We start from the raw sequence: 19,523 nt of genomic DNA, 5'->3' as shown, positions 1-19,523 counted from the left end.
CCTCAAGCTGGTTTATTAAATATTTTCGCTGCTTACTTCGAATAAAGTTCTACAACAAGCTGTTCCTGCACCGGCATGGTTAAATCTTCACGAACCGGAAGCATTTTAATGGTCGCTTTAAAGTTATCTTTATCCAATTCCAGCCAATGTGGCACACCGCGTCTCGCAACGGTTTCCATTGCTTCGAGTATCCGATTAATTTTACGAGAGCCTTCTTTGACAGTTACTTCATCTCCCGCCTTCAGCAGGTATGAAGGTATATTGACCGCTTTGCCGTTAATCAAAAAATGGCTGTGGCTGATCAATTGCCTTGCCTCAACTCTCGAATTTGCAAAACCAAGGCGAAACACCATGTTGTCTAATCTGCGCTCCAGAAGCACCAGCAAATTCGTACCGGTGATGCCCTTTTGCCGATCGGCCTTTTCGAAGTAGCCATGAAACTGCTTCTCTAAGAGGCCAAACATTCTTTTGAGTTTCTGTTTTTCGCGCATCTGCGTGCCATAGTCCGACTGCTGCTTCTTATGGGACTGACCATGATCTCCCGGAGCATAGCCCCTTCTTTCAAAGGAACATTTCTCCGAATAACACCGATCGCCCTTTAGAAAAAGCTTTAAGCCTTCCCGGCGACACATTCTGCATGAGGAATCCGTATATCTTGCCAAAAAACGCCTCCCTTTAATCTCAAATCATTCTTAAAATAAATTTTTATACCCTGCGCCGCTTTGGCGGTCTGCAACCGTTATGCGGAACAGGCGTTACGTCGCGTATCATGGTAATGGTCAATCCGGCCAGCTGCAAAGAACGCAAGGCCGACTCCCGTCCAGCACCAGGGCCCTTGATGTAAACTTGAACCCGTCGCATGCCCTGTTCCTTGGCCTTACGAACCGCATCTTCCGCAGCCATCTGCGCTGCAAAAGGGGTGCTCTTGCGCGAACCTTTGAAGCCCTGCAATCCCGCGGACGACCAGGAAATGACATTACCCGTCATATCCGTGATCGTGATAATTGTATTATTGAAAGTGGATTGAATATGCGCAACCCCTTCCGTAATATTTTTCTTTTCTTTTTTCTTACCTGTTTTTCTGACTGTTTTCGCCATTTTTCCTCCGGTCGAAAATTAATTCCAGCTACTTTTTCTTGCCTGCGATTGCCCTTCTCGGACCTTTTCTTGTCCTTGCATTGGTGTGCGTTCTCTGCCCTCTAACGGGAAGTCCCTTACGGTGGCGCAAGCCGCGGTAAGAACCAATATCCATCAAGCGTTTAATCGACATGGATATTTCCCGGCGAAGATCTCCCTCCACCTTGCCTTCTTTATCAAGGATGCCTCTGATCGCCGATATTTCGGAGTCGGCCAGTTCGTCAGTTTTTGTATCCGGGCTAACACCCGAATCTTTCAGGATTTGCTTTGCCCTGGTTTTGCCGATACCATAAATATAAGTTAAAGCAACTTCCATTCTCTTATTTTTCGGTAAATCAACACCTGAAATTCGTGCCACCTATAACCTCCTGAAATGTTTAAAACTAGCCCTGACGCTGCTTATGTTTCGGGTTTTCACAAATAACACGCAAAACACCCTTGCGTTTAACTATTTTGCACTTCTCGCATATTTTTTTCACTGACGATCTTACTTTCACGCTATCAACTCCTTATCCTCGGTAAAAAAATACTTTTACTTCGTCCTGTAAGTTATCCGGCCGCGGGTTAAATCATAAGGGGAAAGCTCCACCGTTACTTTATCTCCCGGCAATATTTTAATAAAATGCATTCGCATTTTTCCGGATATGTGCGCTAATACCTTATGCCCATTTTCCAGTTCTACCCGGAACATGGCATTAGGCAGTGGCTCAAGAACCCGACCTTCAACTTCTATTGCTTCCTCTTTGGCCATACATTTATTCTATTTCATTCCTGCCGGTAAATTAAGAAATCAATTAATTTAATCTGCTTAATATCTCCGGCCCGTTATCAGTGATTGCCACCGAATGCTCAAAATGAGCCGATAAACTGCCATCCGCCGTAATCACCGTCCAACCATCAGATAAAATCTTTACTTTATATTTCCCAGCATTGACCATCGGCTCGATGGCCAAAATCATCCCTTTTTTCAGTTCGATCCCACGCCCTTTTTTTCCAAAATTCGGAATTTGCGGGTCTTCGTGCAGATTTTTTCCAATACCATGACCGACAAAATCACGAACAACCGAATAACCAGCCGCTTCTACCGTCTCCTGAACCGCCGCCGATATATCGCCCAAGCGGTTTCCGTTACAAGCCTGATTGATTGCTGCATACAAGCTCTGTTCCGTCACCTGCATCAGCTTGGCTGCCTGGTCGCTCACCCTGCCTACGGGCAGCGTTATTGCCGAATCACCATAAAGGCCTTGATAACAGACGCCATAATCAAGCCCGATAATATCACCTTCTACCAAAACACGGTCCGACGGCATCCCGTGAACGACTTCTTCATTAACAGAGGCACACAGAGAATAAGAATAACCTCGATAACCTTTAAACGCAGGCTTTGCGCCTCTTTTCACCGTTACATCTTCGGCTATTCTATCCAACTCCCTGGTCGTGACACCCGGTTTTACTTTTTCGCGAAGGACACTTAATACTTCTGCGACAATCCGGTTACTTGCTCTGGCTTTGGCAATTTCATCCGGCTGTTTCAGAATGACCATGAGCCCAACCAACCTCAAGATAGTTTTTAACGTCTGCGGGCAATGTGTCCTTTTTTCATAAACCCTTCATATTGACGAGTCAGTAAATGCGATTCAATCTGACTCGCTGTATCCATCGCTACGCCGACAACAATCAAAAGAGACGTACCGCCAAAATAAAAGGGTGTATTTAATTGAGAAATCAACACACTGGGCAACACACAAATAATCGAAACGTAAATAGCGCCGCTGAAAGTCAGTCTTTCCAGTATCTCTTCAATGTATTCAGCCGTTTTCTTCCCCGGCCGGATTCCAGGAACATACCCGCCATATTTCTTCATATTTTCAGCCATATCATCAGGCTTAATCGTCACGGCCGTATAGAAGAAGCAAAAGAAGAAAATCAACGCGACAAATAGAATTTCATATCCAAACTGTCCCGGTTTTAAAAGTCCTGCAAACGTCTGCATCCAACCCTGCGGCGCAAAGTTAGCAATGGTCGCCGGGAACATGATTACAGATGATGCAAAGATCGGTGGTATAACGCCGGCGGAATTAATCTTGAGCGGCAGATGAGTCGTTTGCCCGCCATACATCTTCCTGCCGACGATTCGCTTGGCGTATTGCACTGGAATTCTTCTCTGAGCGGCTTCAACATAAACAATCGCGCCAATCACCGCTATCATAAACACCGCAAGTAAAACCAGAACTAAAAAATGTAATTCACCTGAAGCATATAAGCTCCATGAATTGCCGATGGCGGCGGGAAGATTGCAGACGATTCCTGAGAAAATGATCAGAGAGATACCGTTGCCGATTCCCTTTTCCGTAATCGTCTCACCTAACCACATTAAAAATGACGTACCGGCCGTCAGCGTGATGATGGTCATAAGTATAAAAGCCCAACCGGCATTCAAAACGATGGGGGCGCCCGTTGGACTGGCCATATGCTGTAAGCCCCAGGCAATGCCGAATCCTTGAACAATACTTAGTCCGACTGTGCCGTAACGGGTATACTGGGTTATTTTCCTGCGGCCGTTTTCACCTTCCTTGGAAAGTTTTTCCAAATGCGGAATGGCTACTGTCAATAAATTAATAATAATGGAAGAGGTAATGTAAGGCATAATGCCCAGAGCAAAAATTGAGAAGGTGCTCAGAGCGCCACCGGCAAACAGGTCCATCAATCCCAGCATAGAGCCTCTTGCGCTCTCAAAAAACGCAAGCAATGCTGTATTGTCAATTCCCGGGGTTGGAATGAATACGCCGACACGGTAAACCGCCAGAAGAAGCAAGGTAAACAAGATTCTTCTTTGCAATTCCGGTATTTTTGAAACGCCGCCTAATCCTTCCAGCAAGTTAAATTACCTCTTCAACGGATCCGCCTGCGGCGGTGATTTTTGCTTTTGCAGCCGAACTGATTTTTGCTATCTTCACGGTAACGGGAAAATCAATATTGCCTTTGGCCAGAATCTTAACGCCGTCACCTTTTTTCTTGACAAGTCCACTTGCTAAAATGGCTGCTTCATCAATGACGGCGCCTTTTTCAAATTTGCGGCACAAGTCCATCAGATTGACAGCGACATAACTTTCTCTAAAGGGATTGCGGAAACCTCTTTTCGGCAGTCTTCTGGACATGGGCATCTGACCACCCTCAAAACCATCCCGAGTTGAACCGCCCGAACGTGCCTTTTGTCCTTTATGGCCTTTACCGGATGTGCCTCCGTGTCCGGAAGCGTCACCACGGCCGACTCTTTTTCTTTTCTTTGTCGCTCCGGCGGGCGCTTTCAGAGAACTCAAATCCATAACCTACTCCTTTGATTCTTCCACAGAAACGAGGTGGATCACTTTATTAATCATGCCGCGGATCTCCGGAGTATCCACCAGAGTCACGGTGCTGTTCAATTTTTTTAATCCCAAACCGCGCATAATCTTTCTTTGCTTTTCCGGCCGGGTAATGACACTTTTTACCATTTTAATTTTTAACATTTTGCTCACTGTATAAACCCTCGTTAAATTTTACTTGCCTCTTTGCGCGGCAATTTCCGCAGGGTCTTTCAACTGACAAAGCCCTTCAACAGTAGCTTTGACCAGATTATGCGGATTGTGCGAACCTAAACATTTAGTCAAAATATTATGAACGCCGGCAACTTCTAAAACGGCTCTCACCGCACCGCCGGCTATTAAGCCCGTTCCTTCCGATGCCGGTTTCAATAACACTTTACCCGCACCGAACTTTCCCAGAACTTCATAGGGAATCGTTTTATTGGCTACCGCCACTTTGACCATGTTCTTCTTGGCCATTTCCATCCCCTTGCGGATCGCTTCGGGAACTTCATGTGCTTTACCCAAACCCGCTCCAATCATGCCCTGGCCGTCACCGACCACAACGATGGCGCTGAAACGAAACCGTCTTCCTCCCTTAACAACTTTTGCCGTACGATTAATGGCAATCACGCGGTCGAGGAGCTCCCCATCTTTCATTTCTTTTTTTTCCAACGATTCTTCCCTTATCATGAGTTCTATACACTTAGTTGAGTTTAAAATTTAAGGCCATTTTCCCGCGCTGCATCGGCTAAGGCTTTGACGCGGCCATGATAGAGAAATCTTCCTCTATCAAAAACAACTTTTTCCACGCCTAGAGTCTGCAAACGCGCTGCAATCAACTTTCCCACTTCTCTGGCCACATCGACTTTTTTGATTCCTTTGAGCTTGCCGGCCAATTCTTTACTCAGGGTAGAAGCCGTCGCAAGGGTTGTCCCCTGAGCGTCATTGATCACCTGAGCATAAATATGTTTATCCGAACGGAAAACAGATAGACGTGGTCGTTCTGAAGTTCCCGTTAGTTTACCCCTTACTCTTTTCTCTCTCTTATCTCTGATTTTCAGTGTCTTTTTGGAAGCCAATGTTCCACCTCTTTAAGGCTATATTTAATTAACTTTTATTTTGCGCCTGCAGCTTTTCCGGCTTTACGGCGAATATACTCACCCGTGTATTTGATTCCTTTGCCTTTGTACGGTTCCGGTTTCTTTAACGACCGGATCTCCGACGCGACACGCCCGACCAGTTCCTTATTGATTCCGGAAACAAGCAGATTCACCTGCTTATCAACTTTTACATCGATCCCTTTGGGAATGCTGTATTCCACAGGGCTGGAAAAACCCAGAACCAGCTTCAAGGTTGTACCCGCAACTTCTGCACGGTAACCAACACCGGATATTTCCAATCCCTTTGTGAAACCGGTGCTGACACCGGTCACCATATTGTTGATCAAGGTTCTGGCCAATCCATGATATGAGCGGACAAGACGATCCTCTGATTTTCTCTCAATGGCTAAATTATCACCAGAAACAACCATCGTGATGCCATCCGGTAATTTCGAAGACAATGAACCTTTGGGCCCTTCGACTTTAACAATGCCGTCACTTTGGCTTATTTTTACATTCTTGGGAAAAGTGATCGGCTTTTTACCTATTCTCGACATGAACAAGAACTCCCGTTTAATAATCTATAATTTAACTACCAAACTTTACAAAGAATTTCACCGCCGACATTCGACTCTCTTGCTTCCTGATCGGTGATGACACCCCGGGAAGTTGAAAGAATCGAAATGCCAAAACCATTGAGCACTTTCGGAATACTGTCAGCGGCCACATATACTCTTCGCCCCGGCTTGCTGACCCTTTTGATGTCGGTGATCACCGTACGTTTTGCATCCGGATATTTGAGGATAATCTTCAACATCGGACGGCCCTTTTCATCCTTCACCACATCATAATTATTGATATATCCAGTCGTTTTCAGGACCTTGGCAATATTCGTATTCATCTGCGACATGTAAACATTAACACTCTTGAAACGAGCTTTATTCCCGTTTCGAATCCTGGTCAGCATATCGGCAATAGGATCAGTCATCCCCATGCTTTTTCTCCTTAACTTAAATTACCAACTAGATTTTATAACACCGGGAAGCTCACCCTGTAAGGAAAGTTTCCTCAAACAGATTCTACACATTTCAAATTTTCTATAATACGCTCGGGGCCTGCCGCATATCTGACAGCGGTTATACTCCCTGACCGCAAATTTCGGTTTCCTGCCTGCTTTTGCTATTAACGACTTTTTTGCCACGCGAAATTCCTCCGGAGCTTCCTCATTTAATTCTTGAAGGGTACACCCATCAACTTCAGCAAGACACGGGCTTCCTCATCCGTCCGAGCCGTCGTCACGATGGTAATATTCATTCCCTTGATCTTTTCTATTTTATCATATTCAATTTCCGGGAAAATGATTTGTTCATGAAGGCCAATGGAATAATTTCCCCGACCATCAAACGCGGTCGGCGATATTCCCCGAAAATCTCGAACTTTCGGCAAGGCTACGTTTACCAGGCGATCAAAAAACTCGTACATCACTTCTTTTCTTAAAGTCACCGAGCAGCCAATCGGCATTCCCTGGCGGAGTTTAAATGTTGCGATGGATTTTTTTGCTTTGGTGATCACCGGCTTTTGCCCTGTAATCATCGCCATTTCCTGAACGGCGCCATCAATAATTTTCACATTGGATATGGCCTCGCCCAAACCCATATTGACGACAATCTTCTCCATCTTTGGCACTTGCATGGGATTCTTGTAGTCAAATTCCTTGACCAGAGCCGGCACCACTGTTTTTAAATAAAATTCCTTTAATCTTGCCATTTTTCCTTAACCCACATCGATAACGTCATTGCACTTGCTGCAGATACGAATCTTTTTGCCGTCCTCAAGGATACGATTTCTGATCCTGGTCGCTTCTTTGCATTTGCCGCAAATAATACTGACCTTGGAAACATTCATCGCCGCCTCTTTTTCCACGACACCGCCTTTGCTCTTTTGATCAGGTTTTTTATGTTTCTTGATCACGTTGATCTTTTCGACGACTACCTTGTTTTTCTCGGGTATAGCCTTCAGAATCTTACCGGTCTTTCCCTTATCCTTGCCGGTAAGGACCTTAACCATGTCACCTTTTTTCAATCTGCCTAAACTCATTTTTCCCCTCTTCAAAACAGGCTTACAAAACCTCTGGAGCCAGAGATATTATCTTCATAAACTGCTTTGCTCTCAGTTCGCGGGCGACAGGTCCAAAAATTCTTGTCCCGATCGGTTCCATCTGATTGCTAATTAGAACAGCGGAGTTGTCATCAAACTTAAGATAAGAACCATCCGGCCGTCTCACTTCCTTCACGGTGCGGACGATGACCGCCTTCATCACATCACCTTTTTTAACTTTGGAATTCGGAATCGCCTCTTTTACCGCAACGACGATCACATCACCCAGGCTGGCGTAACGCCGCTTTGATCCGCCAAGCACTTTAATACAAGCGACCCGCTTGGCACCGGAATTGTCGGCAACATTTAGAATTGTCTGCATCTGAATCATAAAATAAACCCCACTATAACAAGCTACCCCGACTTGGCCGGGGCCATGTTTCTATTTCGCCTTTTCCAGAATTTCCAGCATCCGCCAGCGTTTGTCTTTACTCATCGGCCGCGCTTCAATAATTAATACCGTATCGCCCATTTTACATTGATTCTGTTCGTCATGGGCTTTGTACTTAACATGCCTGCGGACGTACTTGTGGAACACGGAGTGTTTAACCAATCTTTCGGCTTTGACCACAATCGTTTTGTCCATCTTGTCACTGACGACCACACCTTTAATCGTGCGCTTGTTGCTCTTTTCAGCCATATTAACCTGCGGCCTCCTTTTCCTTCAGCACCGTTGCGATACGGGCAATGTCCTTACGGAGGCGGCCCAGCGTCGCGGTTGATTCGAGTTGACCCGATGCATGCCGAATCTTCAACCGAAACAGTTCTTCTGCTAATTCTTTATTCTTATTTTGAAGCTCGTTAATACCGAGACCTCTGACTTCACTAATTTTCATCAGATATCTCCCTTGCTAAAAACTTTGTCGAAATTGCCAGTTTATGCGATGCCAAACGAAACGCCTCTTTGGCCACTTCTTTGGTTACACCTTCCATCTCGTAAAGAACCGAACCGGGTTTCACGACCGCGACCCATCCTTCCGGTGCTCCCTTACCTTTACCCATTCGGGTTTCAGCAGGCTTCTTCGTGATGGATTTATGCGGAAATACCCGAATCCATATTTTACCGCCGCGTTTCACATAACGAGTCATGGCAACACGCGCTGCCTCAATCTGCCTCGCCGAAACCCATCCGCATTCAGCCGCCTGCAATCCATAGTCACCAAAGGCAATAGTACCACCTCTGGTCGCTTTTCCTCCCATGCGGCCTTTCTGCAATTTTCTATATTTTACGCGTTTTGGCATTAACATAATTTAAAACTCCCGTTGTCCTTCACAGTGATTTTCCTGATTCTGGAAAATCCCGTCATTGGAATCATGACTGTTTTTCATTCTTTGTGGGCAATACTTCTCCGTGAAAAATCAGAACTTTAATACCGACCAAACCGTAAGCTGTATGGGCCTCAATGAAGCCGTAATCGATATCAGCCCGCAGCGTATGCAGTGGCACACGACCTTCACGGTACCATTCCGAACGGGCAATTTCTGCGCCACCCAAGCGTCCGGAACAGGATATTTTAATGCCTTTGGCTCCAAACTTCAGGGCATAGCCAACGCATTTTTTCATCGCACGGCGAAAAGCAACACGTCTTTCCAGCTGCATGGCAACATTCTCGGCAACTAGTTGAGCATCCGTTTCAGGTTTTCGGATCTCTAAAATATTGATAATAATTTCCGCTTTCGAAAACTTTTCAATTTCCGCTTTAAGCTTTTCTATTTCAGATCCTTTTTTCCCGATAATGACACCCGGGCGGGCGGCATAAATATTCACCTTGGCTTTATTGGCCGCACGCTCAATTTCAATTCTGGAAATACCCGCGTGATATAGCTTCTTCTTGAGATATTTTCTGACTTTTAAGTCCTCAAGCAGCATTCCGCTATAATTCTTTTCGGCAAACCATACGGACTGCCACTTTTTAATGTAGCCTAATCGTAATCCTACCGGGTTAACCTTCTGACCCAATATCGTTCCTCCTCTTACTTTTCATCCACTACAACGGTGATGTGTGACATTCTCTTCTTGATTCCCGCCGCGCGACCTTGCGCTCTGGCCCGCCATCTTTTTAACGATGGTCCCTGGTCCACAAATATTTCCTTAACGTAAAGCGTGTTTTCGTCAATATTAGGATTCTGGGCGGCATTGGCAACAGCTGACTTCAACACCTTGGCAACAATACCCGCTGAATACTTCCTGGTAAAAAGCAGAATATTGCGCGCATCCTGCACCTTCTTGCCCCGAACCAGATCAACAACCAATCTGACTTTCTGCGGCGACATCCGAATATATTTTGCAACTGCTTTTGCTTCCATATCTTTTCAACTCCATACCTGACCGATTTCGCGTCAATTGTTACTTTTTAACCTTTGTTTTCCGATCACCGGAATGGGAATAAAAAGTTCTTGTCGGTGCGAATTCGCCCATTTTATGCCCCACCATATTCTCCGTCACATAAACCGGAATGAATTTTTTTCCGTTATGCACGGCAAACGTGTAACCGATTAATTCCGGTGTTATGGTTGAACGCCGCGACCAAGTCTTAATTACATTCTTGCTGCTCTCGGCCTCCATTTTTCTCACCTTGGCCAGCAAACTTTCTTCAATATAAGGACCTTTTTTGATCGAACGAGCCACGTCTTATTAACCTCTTCTCTTCACGATATATTTATCAGTTCTCTTGTTTTTTCTCGTTTTATGTCCCTTGGTCGGAACCCCCCATGGCGTGCACGGATGACGGCCACCGGATGATTTTCCTTCACCGCCGCCCATCGGATGATCCACGGGATTCATCACAACACCTCTTACGTGCGGCGTCTTGCCCAGCCATCTGGTCCTACCCGCTTTACCGATACTGATGTTTTCATGGTCGTTGTTGCCAACCTGACCAATCGTTGCCATACAATCGATAAATACCCTGCGGACTTCACCGGACGGCAGCCGCACTTGCGCATAAGAACCTTCTTTAGCCATCAACTGGCCATAAGCGCCTGCCGAGCGAATCAATTGCCCGCCACGGCCGACTTTTAATTCCACATTATGAATCAGGGAACCCAATGGTATATTCTTCAGGGGAATAGCATTGCCCGGTTTAATATCCGCCTTTGCTCCGCTGACCAGAACATCGCCGACATTGATTTGCGCAGGGGCTACAATATATCTTTTTTCGCCGTCGCGATAGTTGAGCAACGCAATTCTTGCCGACCGGTTCGGATCATATTCAATGGTCGCCACCTTTGCCGGAATGTCCGTTTTATTACGGCAGAAATCAATGATCCGGTATCTGCGTTTGTGGCCACCGCCAATATAACGCGCCGTTACCCGGCCATAACTGTTGCGGCCACCGGTTCTCTTGATCGGCTTTAAAAGGCTCTTAACCGGCTCCGTTGAGGTAATCTCCGCAAAATCAGAAACACTCTGAAATCTTCTGCCGGGTGATGTCGGTTTGTACTTGATAATTCCCATTTGCTTAATCCTTAACTCGTTCTATACGCCTTCGGCGACTTCAATACGGTTGCCTTCAGCTAACGTCACAATCGCTTTCTTCCAGGAGCTCTTCTGACCCATGACTTTGCCCATTCGCTTCTTTTTTCCCAAAACGTGAAGGACACGGACTTCCGTAGTTTTTACTTTAAATAACTTTTCCACCGCGTTAGCAATTTCAACTTTGTTGGCCCTTCGATCGACTTCAAAGTAATATTTATTGGCGACTTCGCGGTCAATGTTACTCTTTTCCGTAATTAATATTTTTTTAATAATCTGATGAAGTTCCATTATGCCAGCAATGCCCCCTCAATCTTTTTTATAGAGGGTTCAAGAAGGACCAGATGCTCATACTTCAACAGATCATAAACATTGAGGCCTTCCGACCGAATCATTTTTACACTCTTGATATTTCTTGATGATCTCATCAAAACAACGTTGTCCTGTTCAATCACAAAAAGCGCTTTTTTCAGACCGAAAAGTTCTACAACTTTCTGAAAAGCTTTGGTGCTGATCTTTTCCATCGGGAAATCCCGAAGGATCGTCATCTTTTCTTCTTTTAGTTTCATACTCAGCGCTGAGATCAGCGCATTTTTACGAACTTTTTTTGGGACGCTGTAAGAATAATCGCGCGGTTGAGGACCAAAAACAATACCGCCGCCTCTCCAGATCGGTGAACGCGATGTTCCCGAACGGGCGCGGCCGGTTCCTTTTTGACGCCAGGGTTTTTTCCCGCCGCCACTTACATCGCTTCTTCCCTTGGTTGCAGATGTTCCAGACCGGCGTGATGCCAGCTGCATCTTGACAACATCATGGATCGTTGCTTCATTGACTTCAGCGCCAAATACCGCGTCGCTCAATTCAACCTGTGCAACCTTCTTCTTTTCAATATCAAAAACATCTGCGACTGCCATGTTTATAACTCCACTGATTTACGCACTTTTTTTCCTGGCTTGTTTAATAATGACATAGCCGTTTTTCCCGCCGGGAATGGAACCTTTTAACAACAATAAATTTCTATCAGGACGCACTTGCCAGATCTGAATGTTTTGAACAGTCTTTCGGACATCGCCCATGTGACCGCCCATTTTCGTTCCTTTAAAGACACGAGCCGGATCAGCACTGGCGCCAATGGAACCCGGAGCCCGGTGATGCATAGACCCGTGAGTTTCCCGGCCGCCACCGAAACCGTGCCTCTTAACAACACCCTGGAAACCTTTGCCTTTTGTTGTTCCCGCCACATCAACATAGTCACCTGATTGGAAAATATCGGAGGTAATTTCCTGTCCGATTTCATATTTTCCTGCTTCTCCGGGAAATTCTTTCAGGATCCTGAAAAACCCCTTGTCTGCCTTGTTAAAATGACCCTGAAGCGGTTTCGTAACATTCTTCTGTTTTACGCGGCCATATCCGATTTGAATGGCATCATAGCCATCCTTCTCTTTCGTCTTCACCTGAACAACGACCGACGGTTCAACCTCGATGGCCGTTACACCGACAGCAGCGCCATCCTCAGCAAATACCTGCGTCATCCCCAATTTTTTTCCAATGATTCCCTTGTTCATCATCATCCAACTTTTATATAAATAAAGCCACGATATTCAACATTCTGGAAAATGGCAACCTGTTGACCATTTTCCACCGCCGTTACTCAACGCCTACGCTTTTATTTCGACATCCACTCCCGCCGATAGATCCAGCTTCATTAATGCATCCACGGTGGCTTGCGTCGGCTCAACAATATCAATCAATCTTTTGTGTGTGCGAATTTCGAATTGTTCCCGGGATTTCTTATCCACGTGCGGCGAACGATTGACACAGTATTTATTGATTTCCGTAGGAAGCGGTATAGGACCGGCGACACGTGCACCGGTCCTTTTTGCAGTCTCCACTATTTCTTCAACAGAACGATCCAGCAGTTTATAATCGTAAGCTTTGAGACGAATTCTTATCTTTTGTTCTTTCATTGATCGGATAACCTATTTCCAGTTTCTATTCAATAACTTTGCTTACGACACCAGCACCCACTGTTCTACCGCCTTCGCGAATGGCGAATCTTAATTGCTCTTCCATGGCGATGGGCATAATTAATTCAATATTCATTTTGACGTTATCACCGGGCATAACCATCTCTACACCCTCGGGAAGTGTCGCAACTCCCGTCACGTCCGTTGTCCGGAAATAAAACTGCGGACGATAACCGGAGAAGAAAGGTGTATGACGACCGCCTTCTTCTTTGGTCAGTACGTAAACCGCCGCTTCGAATTTGGTATGGGGGGTAATCGAACCGGGCTTAGCGACAACCTGGCCTCTTTCCACTTCTTCACGTTTAATACCGCGAATCAACAAACCGACATCGTCGCCCGCACGGCCTTCATCAAGGGTTTTGCGGAACATTTCAACACCGGTAACAACCGTTTTGATTGTGGGGCGAATTCCAATTATTTCAACTTCTTCGCCAACTTTAACGATACCGCGATCCACTCTGCCTGTTACAACGGTGCCACGACCGGAAATGGTGAAAACATCACCAACCGGCATCAGGAAAGGTTTATCGGTATCACGTTTCGGCTGGGGAATATAGGTGTCAACAGCATTCATCAACTCCTCAATGCATTTCACATCGGGAGAATTGGTATCCTCGGCTTCCAACGCCTTCAGCGCCGAACCGCGGATGATGGGAATATCGTCACCGGGGAATTCATACTGGGTTAAAAGCTCTCTTAATTCGAGTTCGACAAGATCCAAGAGCTCGGGATCATCAACCAGATCAACTTTATTAAGGAAAACGACAACGTAAGGAACCTGCACCTGGCGGGCAAGGAGGATATGCTCGCGGGTTTGAGGCATCGGACCATCGGAGGCGGCCACAACGAGAATCGTTCCATCCATGTGAGCGGCGCCGGAAATCATGTTTTTGATATAGTCGGCGTGACCCGGGCAGTCCACGTGAGCGTAATGTCTTGTTTCCGTCTCATATTCCACGTGAGAAATATTGATCGTAACGCCGCGTTCCTTTTCTTCCGGGGCATTATCGATAGAATCAAAAGCCCGGAATTCCGCAAAACCCTTTTTCGCCAGATATTTGGTAATTGCGGCCGTTAATGTGGTCTTGCCATGATCCACGTGACCGATTGTTCCTATATTTAAATGCGGCTTAGTCCTTTCAAATTTTTTCTTTGCCATCTCACCTTTCCTCCTTAACTTTGAATGGTTGTTTTCCTTGTCGTTTAATTAACAGTTCTTTTAAAATTTATAGTGCGCGAAGGCTTTATTGGCCTCCGCCATTTTATGCACAGCTTCTCTTTTTTTAATTGCGCCGCCGCGATTGTTTGCCGCATCCATCAGTTCAGCAGCCAGCTTTTCACGCATGGTTTTTTCGGTGCGCTCCTGAGCGTTGGAGATCAGCCAGCGGATAGCTAAAGCGGTACGCCTTGCGGGTACAACTTCCGTCGGAACCTGGTAGGTTGAACCGCCCACCCGTCGTGATTTTACTTCAATGACCGGTTTCACATTATTGACGGCCTTTTCAAAAAATTCAACAGGCTGCTCTTTGACCTTCTTTTCAATAATGTCAAAAGCGCCGTACAGAATACTTTCCGCAACACTCTTCTTCCCTCTTTTGAGCAAAGAGTTCACGAACTTAGCAACCAGTTTATTGTTATACTTGGGATCTGGTAAAATATCCCTTTTTTCAACTTCGCGTCTTCTAGGCATTTTCCTGTCCTTCGTTTAACTAGGCTTTTTAGCGCCGTATTTTGATCGACTCTTTTTACGGTCGGCAACACCAACAGCATCCAGAGTGCCTCTGACGATATGATATCTTACACCGGGCAAATCTTTTACTCTGCCGCCGCGGACCAGCACAACCGAGTGTTCCTGCAAATTGTGTCCAATACCAGGAATATACGATGATACTTCATAGCCGCTGGTTAGACGAACCCTGGCCACTTTACGCAAAGCCGAATTCGGCTTCTTGGGTGTTGTCGTATAAACCCTCACGCACACCCCGCGGCGCTGGGGTGAACCGGCTAAAGCCGGAGCGTTTGTTTTTCTTTTAATTTTGGTTCTGCCTTTGCGAACCAGTTGACTAATTGTCGGCATTTCTCCTCCGGAACGTTTCACTGCATTTTTGAAAGCAGCAGCAAATCTGCGGTAACTATCAATTCAAGTTGCTTCTGTCAAGCAATTTCTTCCTTTTTTTCATTTATTCTGTAATCGCTTCCACATTCTCATCTTCTACCTGAATACCCAGTTTACGATACATCACCAAACCGGTTCCTGCCGGGATCAAACGCCCCATAATGACATTTTCTTTAAGGCCCCGCAGGTAGTCTGTTTTACCGGCAAGCGACGCCTCTGTCAGCACTCTGGTCGTCTCCTGGAATGAAGCAGCCGATATGAAACTCTGTGTACTGAGCGATGCTTTAGTGATTCCCAGAAGCAACGGGTTGCCGATAGCCGGCTGCCCGCCCTGAGCCATCACCTTTTCATTTTCTTCCTGGAAGCGGTAACGTTCAACCTGTTCATCGGCAATAAATACGGTATCACCGGGATCGGTTATCCGGACGCGACGCAACATCTGACGAACAATAACTTCCATGTGCTTATCATTAATTTTGACGCCCTGCAAACGATAAACTTCCTGAACTTCATCGACCAGATATCTGGCCAGTTCTTTTTCACCTTTGATCGCCAGGAGATCGTGAGGATTGTTGACGCCATCCATCAAAGCATCGCCGGGGGTTACCCGGTCTCCCTCCTGAACACTGATATGCTTGCCTTTGGGAATCAGGTATTCTCTTTCTTCACCAACTTCCGGGGTAACAATAATCTTACGCTTACCCTTGGCATCTTTCCCGAAAGCGACAATACCGTCAATTTCGCTGATCACAGCAAAATCTTTGGGCTTGCGCGCCTCAAATAATTCAGCAACTCTCGGCAAACCACCTGTAATATCTTTTGTTTTTGTTGTTTCCCGGGGAATCTTCGCCAGAATATCGCCCGCTCGCACCTCATCCCCCTCAGAAACGACAATATTGACGCCCACGGAAAGCAAGTATCTTGCCGCAGAATTGGAGGCTAATTTGGCCGTTTTTCCTTTGCTGTCCTTGATGGACACGCGCGGCCTTAAGTCGCCGCCTTTGAACTCAACAATGACTTTACGCGACAGGCCCGTAACTTCATCAACTTCTTCCTTCATGGTTTTGCCTTCGGTAATATCACCATACTTGATGATACCATCCACTTCCGCCAGAATCGGGATGGAAAAAGGATCCCATTCCGCGATAAGCTGTCCGCGTTTCACCTGGCTGTTATCACTTACTTTAAGGTGCGCTCCGTAAGGAACGGTATATTTGCCGCGGCTGCGGTTCTGCTCGTCGAGAACATGAACTTCTCCATGACGGTTCATAACCACGTAATCATTGTCTCTGGTTTTTGTAGTATTCAAATTTACAAACTTCACTAAACCATCATGACGCGCTTCAAGGGTGGAATGTTCGTCAAATTTGGCCGTACCACCGATATGAAACGTTCTCATGGTCAGCTGTGTGCCGGGTTCGCCGATGGATTGAGCGGCAACGATACCCACCGCTTCACCGATATTCACCAGATGGCCGTGAGCCAGATCCCGGCCGTAACACATGGCACAAACGCCATGCTTTGCGCGGCATGATAAAACGGAACGGATATTAATCCGTTCAATACCGGCACGGTCGATTTTCTCGGCCAGTGCTTCATCAATCGCCTCATTGGCTTTAACAATCACTTCATCGGTGAAGGGGTCTTTAATTTCATTCAAAGCAACGCGGCCCAGGACACGTTCTCCGGCGGTTTCAATCATTTCACCGCCTTCCATCAATGCGGATACAAAAAGTCCGTCAACGGTTTCACAATCCTGCTCGGTAATGATGCAGTCCTGTGCCACATCCACGAGGCGTCTGGTCAGATAACCGGAGTTAGCTGTTTTCAAAGCCGTATCCGCCAACCCCTTGCGGGCGCCGTGGGTCGAAATAAAGTACTGGAGCACCGTCAGGCCTTCACGGAAATTCGCCGTGATCGGCGTTTCGATAATTTCACCGGACGGCTTGGCCATCAGACCGCGCATACCGGCCAATTGCCTGAGCTGCTGCCCCGAACCGCGGGCCCCGGAATCGGCCATCATATAGATCGGGTTAAAGCTTTCAATTCTGCGCTTCTTGCCATCATGACCTGCAACTTCTTCCGTGCTGATACCCGTGAGCATTTCCGAAGCGATTTTTTCAGTGGCCTGCGCCCAGATATCGATTACTTTGTTGTAACGTTCGCCGTCGGTAATCAGACCGTCCATATACTGCTTTTGAATCTTCAGAACATCCTTGTCGGCCTGCGCCACAATGTTTTTCTTATTTTCGGGAATGATCATGTTGCCGACGGCAAATGATAATCCTGAGATCGTCGCATATTTAAAACCCAGATCCTTGAGCCGGTCAGCCAGAAGAACCGTCGTCTTATCCCCGCAGAGACGGTAGCAATAGTCAATCAGGTTTGCCAATTCCTTTTTATTCATCAATTTATTGATCGCGTCAAAATTGATTTCTTCAGGAATAATTTCGTAAAGAATGATGCGGCCGGCCGTTGTTTCCTTCAGTTCGGATTGAATACGCACTTTAATCCGCGCGTGCAAATCAATCGCTCCCGCGTCAACAGCCGAGCGGACTTCTTCGGGGCCGGAGAAGATCATACCTTCTCCCCTCACATCTTTTTTAGCGCGGGTCAGATAGTAAATCCCCAAAACGATGTCCTGACTCGGAATGATGATTGGTTTGCCGTTGGCCGGAGACAAAATGTTATTCGTGGACATCATGAGAACACGCGCTTCGGTTTGCGCTTCAACGGACAGAGGCACATGCACGGCCATCTGATCACCGTCAAAATCCGCGTTAAAAGCAGTGCACACCAGCGGATGCAAACGAATTGCTTTCCCTTCGATCAACACCGGTTCAAAAGCCTGCATACCCAGACGATGCAGTGTCGGCGCACGGTTCAGCATAACGGGGTATTCACGTACCACTTCATCCACGGCATCCCATACTTCAGCCGTTTCTCTTTCAACCATTTTCTTGGCGCTTTTAACCGTAGTCACATAACCTTTTTCCAGCAGGCGGTTATAGACAAAGGGTTTAAAAAGCTCGAGGGCCATCTTTTTGGGCAGGCCGCACTGATGCAATCTTAAATCGGGCCCGACGGTAATAACCGAACGACCGGAATAATCCACGCGTTTTCCCAGCAGGTTCTGACGGAAGCGTCCCTGCTTGCCTTTGAGCATATCCGAAAGCGATCGCAAAGGCCTCTTATTGGTTCCGGTAATTGCCCGGCCGCGACGACCGTTGTCAAACAGGACATCAACTGCTTCCTGCAACATGCGTTTTTCGTTGCGAATAATAATTTCCGGCGCGTTAAGTTCCTGCAGTCTCTTCAACCGGTTATTGCGGTTAATAACGCGTCGATACAAATCGTTAAGATCGGATGTGGCAAATCGTCCGCCATCAAGTGGAACAAGCGGCCTCAAATCAGGCGGAATAACCGGTAGAACCGTTAAGACCATCCATTCAGGTTTATTGCCGGACTTGCGCAACGCTTCGACTACTTTGAGCCGTTTGACAATTTTCTTCTTTTTGGTGTCGGAAATCGATGTAACCACTTCCGCGCGAAGTTCTTCGTAGAGCTTCTCCAGATCAATTTCTTCGAGAAGCTGCCTGACGGCTTCCGCGCCTATCCCCGAAACAAATCCGTTTTCTCCGTATTGTTCTTTCGCTTCAATGTATTCTTCATCCGTGAGGAGTTCTTTCTTCTTCAGCGGCGTGTCTTTGGGATCCAGGACAATCCAGGATTCAAAATAAAGAACTTTTTCCAACTCCTTAAGCGTCAAATCCATCACATTACCGATGCGACTGGGCAGACTCTTCAGAAACCAGATATGAGCAACCGGCGTGGCTAGCGTAATATGTCCCATCCGCTCGCGGCGCACCTTGGACTGGATAACTTCGACGCCGCATTTTTCGCAGACAACCCCGCGGTGCTTCATCCGTTTATAGCGGCCGCAAAGACATTCATAATCCTTTACCGGACCAAAGATTTTCGCGCAGAACAGGCCATCGCGTTCCGGCTTGAATGTCCGGTAATTGATCGTCTCCGGCTTCTTGACTTCACCGTTGGACCAGGAAAGAATTCTTTCCGGCGAGGCGATCGAAATCTTCATTGCATTGAATCTGATCGGATTTTTTGGTTTTTCAAAATAACTGAAAACGTCTTCCACAGATTATT

The 19,523-nt window shown here is 46.5% G+C and carries 32 protein-coding genes; all 32 read right to left on the bottom strand.

The window, feature by feature from the left end; genetic code table 11:
* Window positions 1-32: 32 nt before the first annotated feature.
* A complete protein-coding gene (locus CVU71_15700; GenBank protein ID PKN17512.1) occupies window positions 33-662 on the bottom strand; it encodes a 30S ribosomal protein S4 in 630 nt (209 codons plus the stop codon).
* Window positions 663-705: 43 nt separating this feature from the next.
* On the bottom strand, window positions 706-1,098 hold the full coding sequence (locus CVU71_15695; protein ID PKN17511.1) for a 30S ribosomal protein S11: 393 nt from the start codon (window positions 1,096-1,098) through the stop codon (window positions 706-708).
* Window positions 1,099-1,126: 28 nt separating this feature from the next.
* Window positions 1,127-1,495: a 30S ribosomal protein S13 gene (locus CVU71_15690; protein PKN17510.1), complete on the bottom strand. Its 369-nt coding sequence runs from the start codon at window positions 1,493-1,495 to the stop codon at window positions 1,127-1,129.
* A 25-nt stretch (window positions 1,496-1,520) separates the two neighbouring features.
* Window positions 1,521-1,634: a 50S ribosomal protein L36 gene (locus CVU71_15685; GenBank protein ID PKN17509.1), complete on the bottom strand. Its 114-nt coding sequence runs from the start codon at window positions 1,632-1,634 to the stop codon at window positions 1,521-1,523.
* Between the two features lie 35 nt (window positions 1,635-1,669).
* A complete protein-coding gene (locus tag CVU71_15680; protein ID PKN17508.1) occupies window positions 1,670-1,888 on the bottom strand; it encodes a translation initiation factor IF-1 in 219 nt (72 codons plus the stop codon).
* Window positions 1,889-1,931: 43 nt separating this feature from the next.
* Window positions 1,932-2,681 (bottom strand): type I methionyl aminopeptidase, encoded by a 750-nt coding sequence (gene map / locus CVU71_15675; protein PKN17507.1) that lies wholly within the window; start codon window positions 2,679-2,681, stop codon window positions 1,932-1,934.
* Between the two features lie 26 nt (window positions 2,682-2,707).
* Window positions 2,708-4,015 carry a preprotein translocase subunit SecY gene (locus CVU71_15670; protein PKN17506.1) on the bottom strand — a complete coding sequence of 436 codons (1,308 nt, stop codon included), beginning with the start codon at window positions 4,013-4,015 and terminating at the stop codon, window positions 2,708-2,710.
* 1 nt (window position 4,016) lies between these two features.
* Window positions 4,017-4,463 carry a 50S ribosomal protein L15 gene (locus CVU71_15665; GenBank protein PKN17505.1) on the bottom strand — a complete coding sequence of 149 codons (447 nt, stop codon included), beginning with the start codon at window positions 4,461-4,463 and terminating at the stop codon, window positions 4,017-4,019.
* Window positions 4,464-4,466: 3 nt separating this feature from the next.
* A complete protein-coding gene (locus tag CVU71_15660; GenBank protein ID PKN17504.1) occupies window positions 4,467-4,646 on the bottom strand; it encodes a 50S ribosomal protein L30 in 180 nt (59 codons plus the stop codon).
* A 30-nt stretch (window positions 4,647-4,676) separates the two neighbouring features.
* Window positions 4,677-5,141 carry a 30S ribosomal protein S5 gene (locus CVU71_15655; GenBank protein PKN17596.1) on the bottom strand — a complete coding sequence of 155 codons (465 nt, stop codon included), beginning with the start codon at window positions 5,139-5,141 and terminating at the stop codon, window positions 4,677-4,679.
* A 56-nt stretch (window positions 5,142-5,197) separates the two neighbouring features.
* On the bottom strand, window positions 5,198-5,563 hold the full coding sequence (locus tag CVU71_15650; GenBank protein PKN17503.1) for a 50S ribosomal protein L18: 366 nt from the start codon (window positions 5,561-5,563) through the stop codon (window positions 5,198-5,200).
* Window positions 5,564-5,598: 35 nt separating this feature from the next.
* The gene (locus CVU71_15645) at window positions 5,599-6,141 is read right to left on the bottom strand and encodes a 50S ribosomal protein L6 (GenBank protein ID PKN17502.1); all 543 of its coding nucleotides are present in this window, start codon (window positions 6,139-6,141) and stop codon (window positions 5,599-5,601) included.
* A 35-nt stretch (window positions 6,142-6,176) separates the two neighbouring features.
* Complete coding sequence (locus CVU71_15640; GenBank protein ID PKN17501.1) at window positions 6,177-6,578, bottom strand: 30S ribosomal protein S8; 402 nt, start codon at window positions 6,576-6,578, stop codon at window positions 6,177-6,179.
* A 21-nt stretch (window positions 6,579-6,599) separates the two neighbouring features.
* Complete coding sequence (locus CVU71_15635) at window positions 6,600-6,785, bottom strand: type Z 30S ribosomal protein S14 (protein ID PKN17500.1); 186 nt, start codon at window positions 6,783-6,785, stop codon at window positions 6,600-6,602.
* Window positions 6,786-6,811: 26 nt separating this feature from the next.
* Window positions 6,812-7,351 (bottom strand): 50S ribosomal protein L5, encoded by a 540-nt coding sequence (locus tag CVU71_15630; GenBank protein PKN17499.1) that lies wholly within the window; start codon window positions 7,349-7,351, stop codon window positions 6,812-6,814.
* A gap of 6 nt (window positions 7,352-7,357) precedes the next feature.
* Window positions 7,358-7,681 (bottom strand): 50S ribosomal protein L24, encoded by a 324-nt coding sequence (locus tag CVU71_15625; GenBank protein ID PKN17498.1) that lies wholly within the window; start codon window positions 7,679-7,681, stop codon window positions 7,358-7,360.
* Between the two features lie 22 nt (window positions 7,682-7,703).
* Window positions 7,704-8,072: a 50S ribosomal protein L14 gene (locus tag CVU71_15620; protein ID PKN17497.1), complete on the bottom strand. Its 369-nt coding sequence runs from the start codon at window positions 8,070-8,072 to the stop codon at window positions 7,704-7,706.
* 51 nt (window positions 8,073-8,123) lie between these two features.
* Window positions 8,124-8,381: a 30S ribosomal protein S17 gene (gene rpsQ / locus CVU71_15615; GenBank protein PKN17496.1), complete on the bottom strand. Its 258-nt coding sequence runs from the start codon at window positions 8,379-8,381 to the stop codon at window positions 8,124-8,126.
* Between the two features lies 1 nt (window position 8,382).
* Entirely contained in the window at window positions 8,383-8,577 is a 195-nt protein-coding gene (locus CVU71_15610; protein ID PKN17495.1) for a 50S ribosomal protein L29, read from the bottom strand.
* The gene (locus CVU71_15605; GenBank protein PKN17494.1) at window positions 8,567-8,989 is read right to left on the bottom strand and encodes a 50S ribosomal protein L16; all 423 of its coding nucleotides are present in this window, start codon (window positions 8,987-8,989) and stop codon (window positions 8,567-8,569) included. The genes CVU71_15610 and CVU71_15605 overlap by 11 nt, the downstream gene beginning before the upstream one ends.
* A 64-nt stretch (window positions 8,990-9,053) precedes the next feature.
* Complete coding sequence (locus CVU71_15600; GenBank protein PKN17493.1) at window positions 9,054-9,701, bottom strand: 30S ribosomal protein S3; 648 nt, start codon at window positions 9,699-9,701, stop codon at window positions 9,054-9,056.
* Window positions 9,702-9,715: 14 nt separating this feature from the next.
* Window positions 9,716-10,048 carry a 50S ribosomal protein L22 gene (locus tag CVU71_15595; protein ID PKN17492.1) on the bottom strand — a complete coding sequence of 111 codons (333 nt, stop codon included), beginning with the start codon at window positions 10,046-10,048 and terminating at the stop codon, window positions 9,716-9,718.
* 40 nt (window positions 10,049-10,088) lie between these two features.
* A complete protein-coding gene (locus CVU71_15590; GenBank protein ID PKN17491.1) occupies window positions 10,089-10,370 on the bottom strand; it encodes a 30S ribosomal protein S19 in 282 nt (93 codons plus the stop codon).
* Between the two features lie 6 nt (window positions 10,371-10,376).
* Window positions 10,377-11,198: a 50S ribosomal protein L2 gene (locus tag CVU71_15585; protein ID PKN17490.1), complete on the bottom strand. Its 822-nt coding sequence runs from the start codon at window positions 11,196-11,198 to the stop codon at window positions 10,377-10,379.
* Between the two features lie 21 nt (window positions 11,199-11,219).
* Window positions 11,220-11,507, bottom strand: coding sequence for a 50S ribosomal protein L23 (locus CVU71_15580; GenBank protein ID PKN17489.1), 288 nt, complete (start codon window positions 11,505-11,507; stop codon window positions 11,220-11,222).
* Window positions 11,507-12,130 (bottom strand): 50S ribosomal protein L4, encoded by a 624-nt coding sequence (locus CVU71_15575; protein ID PKN17488.1) that lies wholly within the window; start codon window positions 12,128-12,130, stop codon window positions 11,507-11,509. Before CVU71_15575 ends, CVU71_15580 begins: the two co-directional genes overlap by 1 nt.
* 18 nt (window positions 12,131-12,148) lie before the next feature.
* Window positions 12,149-12,781, bottom strand: coding sequence for a 50S ribosomal protein L3 (locus tag CVU71_15570; protein ID PKN17595.1), 633 nt, complete (start codon window positions 12,779-12,781; stop codon window positions 12,149-12,151).
* A gap of 93 nt (window positions 12,782-12,874) precedes the next feature.
* The gene (locus tag CVU71_15565; protein ID PKN17487.1) at window positions 12,875-13,183 is read right to left on the bottom strand and encodes a 30S ribosomal protein S10; all 309 of its coding nucleotides are present in this window, start codon (window positions 13,181-13,183) and stop codon (window positions 12,875-12,877) included.
* A 25-nt stretch (window positions 13,184-13,208) separates the two neighbouring features.
* Window positions 13,209-14,402, bottom strand: a complete 1,194-nt coding sequence (tuf, locus tag CVU71_15560; GenBank protein ID PKN17486.1) for an elongation factor Tu — start codon at window positions 14,400-14,402, stop codon at window positions 13,209-13,211.
* A 60-nt stretch (window positions 14,403-14,462) separates the two neighbouring features.
* Window positions 14,463-14,933, bottom strand: a complete 471-nt coding sequence (locus CVU71_15555) for a 30S ribosomal protein S7 (GenBank protein PKN17485.1) — start codon at window positions 14,931-14,933, stop codon at window positions 14,463-14,465.
* 15 nt (window positions 14,934-14,948) lie between these two features.
* Window positions 14,949-15,320, bottom strand: a complete 372-nt coding sequence (locus CVU71_15550; GenBank protein ID PKN17484.1) for a 30S ribosomal protein S12 — start codon at window positions 15,318-15,320, stop codon at window positions 14,949-14,951.
* A 103-nt stretch (window positions 15,321-15,423) separates the two neighbouring features.
* Window positions 15,424-19,515, bottom strand: coding sequence for a DNA-directed RNA polymerase subunit beta' (gene rpoC / locus CVU71_15545; GenBank protein PKN17483.1), 4,092 nt, complete (start codon window positions 19,513-19,515; stop codon window positions 15,424-15,426).
* Window positions 19,516-19,523: the final 8 nt, after the last annotated feature.

The organism is Deltaproteobacteria bacterium HGW-Deltaproteobacteria-6 (assembly GCA_002840435.1).
Classification (GTDB): domain Bacteria; phylum Desulfobacterota; class Syntrophia; order Syntrophales; family Smithellaceae; genus UBA8904.
Note: the sequence above shows the minus strand (reverse complement) of the source record. Positions and strands in the feature narration are given on the sequence as shown.

Bases quoted from the DNA above. Each gene is read 5' to 3' on its own strand.
- CVU71_15695 (PKN17511.1), bottom strand. From the start codon at position 1,098: ATGGCGAAAACAGTCAGAAAAACAGGTAAGAAAAAAGAAAAGAAAAAT.
- CVU71_15680 (PKN17508.1), bottom strand. From the start codon at position 1,888: ATGGCCAAAGAGGAAGCAATAGAAGTTGAAGGTCGGGTTCTTGAGCCA.
- map (PKN17507.1), bottom strand. From the start codon at position 2,681: ATGGTCATTCTGAAACAGCCGGATGAAATTGCCAAAGCCAGAGCAAGT.
- CVU71_15665 (PKN17505.1), bottom strand. From the start codon at position 4,463: ATGGATTTGAGTTCTCTGAAAGCGCCCGCCGGAGCGACAAAGAAAAGA.
- CVU71_15660 (PKN17504.1), bottom strand. From the start codon at position 4,646: ATGTTAAAAATTAAAATGGTAAAAAGTGTCATTACCCGGCCGGAAAAG.
- CVU71_15655 (PKN17596.1), bottom strand. From the start codon at position 5,141: ATGAAAGATGGGGAGCTCCTCGACCGCGTGATTGCCATTAATCGTACG.
- CVU71_15645 (PKN17502.1), bottom strand. From the start codon at position 6,141: ATGTCGAGAATAGGTAAAAAGCCGATCACTTTTCCCAAGAATGTAAAA.
- CVU71_15640 (PKN17501.1), bottom strand. From the start codon at position 6,578: ATGGGGATGACTGATCCTATTGCCGATATGCTGACCAGGATTCGAAAC.
- CVU71_15630 (PKN17499.1), bottom strand. From the start codon at position 7,351: ATGGCAAGATTAAAGGAATTTTATTTAAAAACAGTGGTGCCGGCTCTG.
- CVU71_15625 (PKN17498.1), bottom strand. From the start codon at position 7,681: ATGAGTTTAGGCAGATTGAAAAAAGGTGACATGGTTAAGGTCCTTACC.
- CVU71_15620 (PKN17497.1), bottom strand. From the start codon at position 8,072: ATGATTCAGATGCAGACAATTCTAAATGTTGCCGACAATTCCGGTGCC.
- rpsQ (PKN17496.1), bottom strand. From the start codon at position 8,381: ATGGCTGAAAAGAGCAACAAGCGCACGATTAAAGGTGTGGTCGTCAGT.
- CVU71_15610 (PKN17495.1), bottom strand. From the start codon at position 8,577: ATGAAAATTAGTGAAGTCAGAGGTCTCGGTATTAACGAGCTTCAAAAT.
- CVU71_15605 (PKN17494.1), bottom strand. From the start codon at position 8,989: ATGTTAATGCCAAAACGCGTAAAATATAGAAAATTGCAGAAAGGCCGC.
- CVU71_15595 (PKN17492.1), bottom strand. From the start codon at position 10,048: ATGGAAGCAAAAGCAGTTGCAAAATATATTCGGATGTCGCCGCAGAAA.
- CVU71_15585 (PKN17490.1), bottom strand. From the start codon at position 11,198: ATGGGAATTATCAAGTACAAACCGACATCACCCGGCAGAAGATTTCAG.
- CVU71_15580 (PKN17489.1), bottom strand. From the start codon at position 11,507: ATGGAACTTCATCAGATTATTAAAAAAATATTAATTACGGAAAAGAGT.
- CVU71_15575 (PKN17488.1), bottom strand. From the start codon at position 12,130: ATGGCAGTCGCAGATGTTTTTGATATTGAAAAGAAGAAGGTTGCACAG.
- CVU71_15570 (PKN17595.1), bottom strand. From the start codon at position 12,781: ATGAACAAGGGAATCATTGGAAAAAAATTGGGGATGACGCAGGTATTT.
- CVU71_15565 (PKN17487.1), bottom strand. From the start codon at position 13,183: ATGAAAGAACAAAAGATAAGAATTCGTCTCAAAGCTTACGATTATAAA.
- tuf (PKN17486.1), bottom strand. From the start codon at position 14,402: ATGGCAAAGAAAAAATTTGAAAGGACTAAGCCGCATTTAAATATAGGA.
- CVU71_15555 (PKN17485.1), bottom strand. From the start codon at position 14,933: ATGCCTAGAAGACGCGAAGTTGAAAAAAGGGATATTTTACCAGATCCC.
- CVU71_15550 (PKN17484.1), bottom strand. From the start codon at position 15,320: ATGCCGACAATTAGTCAACTGGTTCGCAAAGGCAGAACCAAAATTAAA.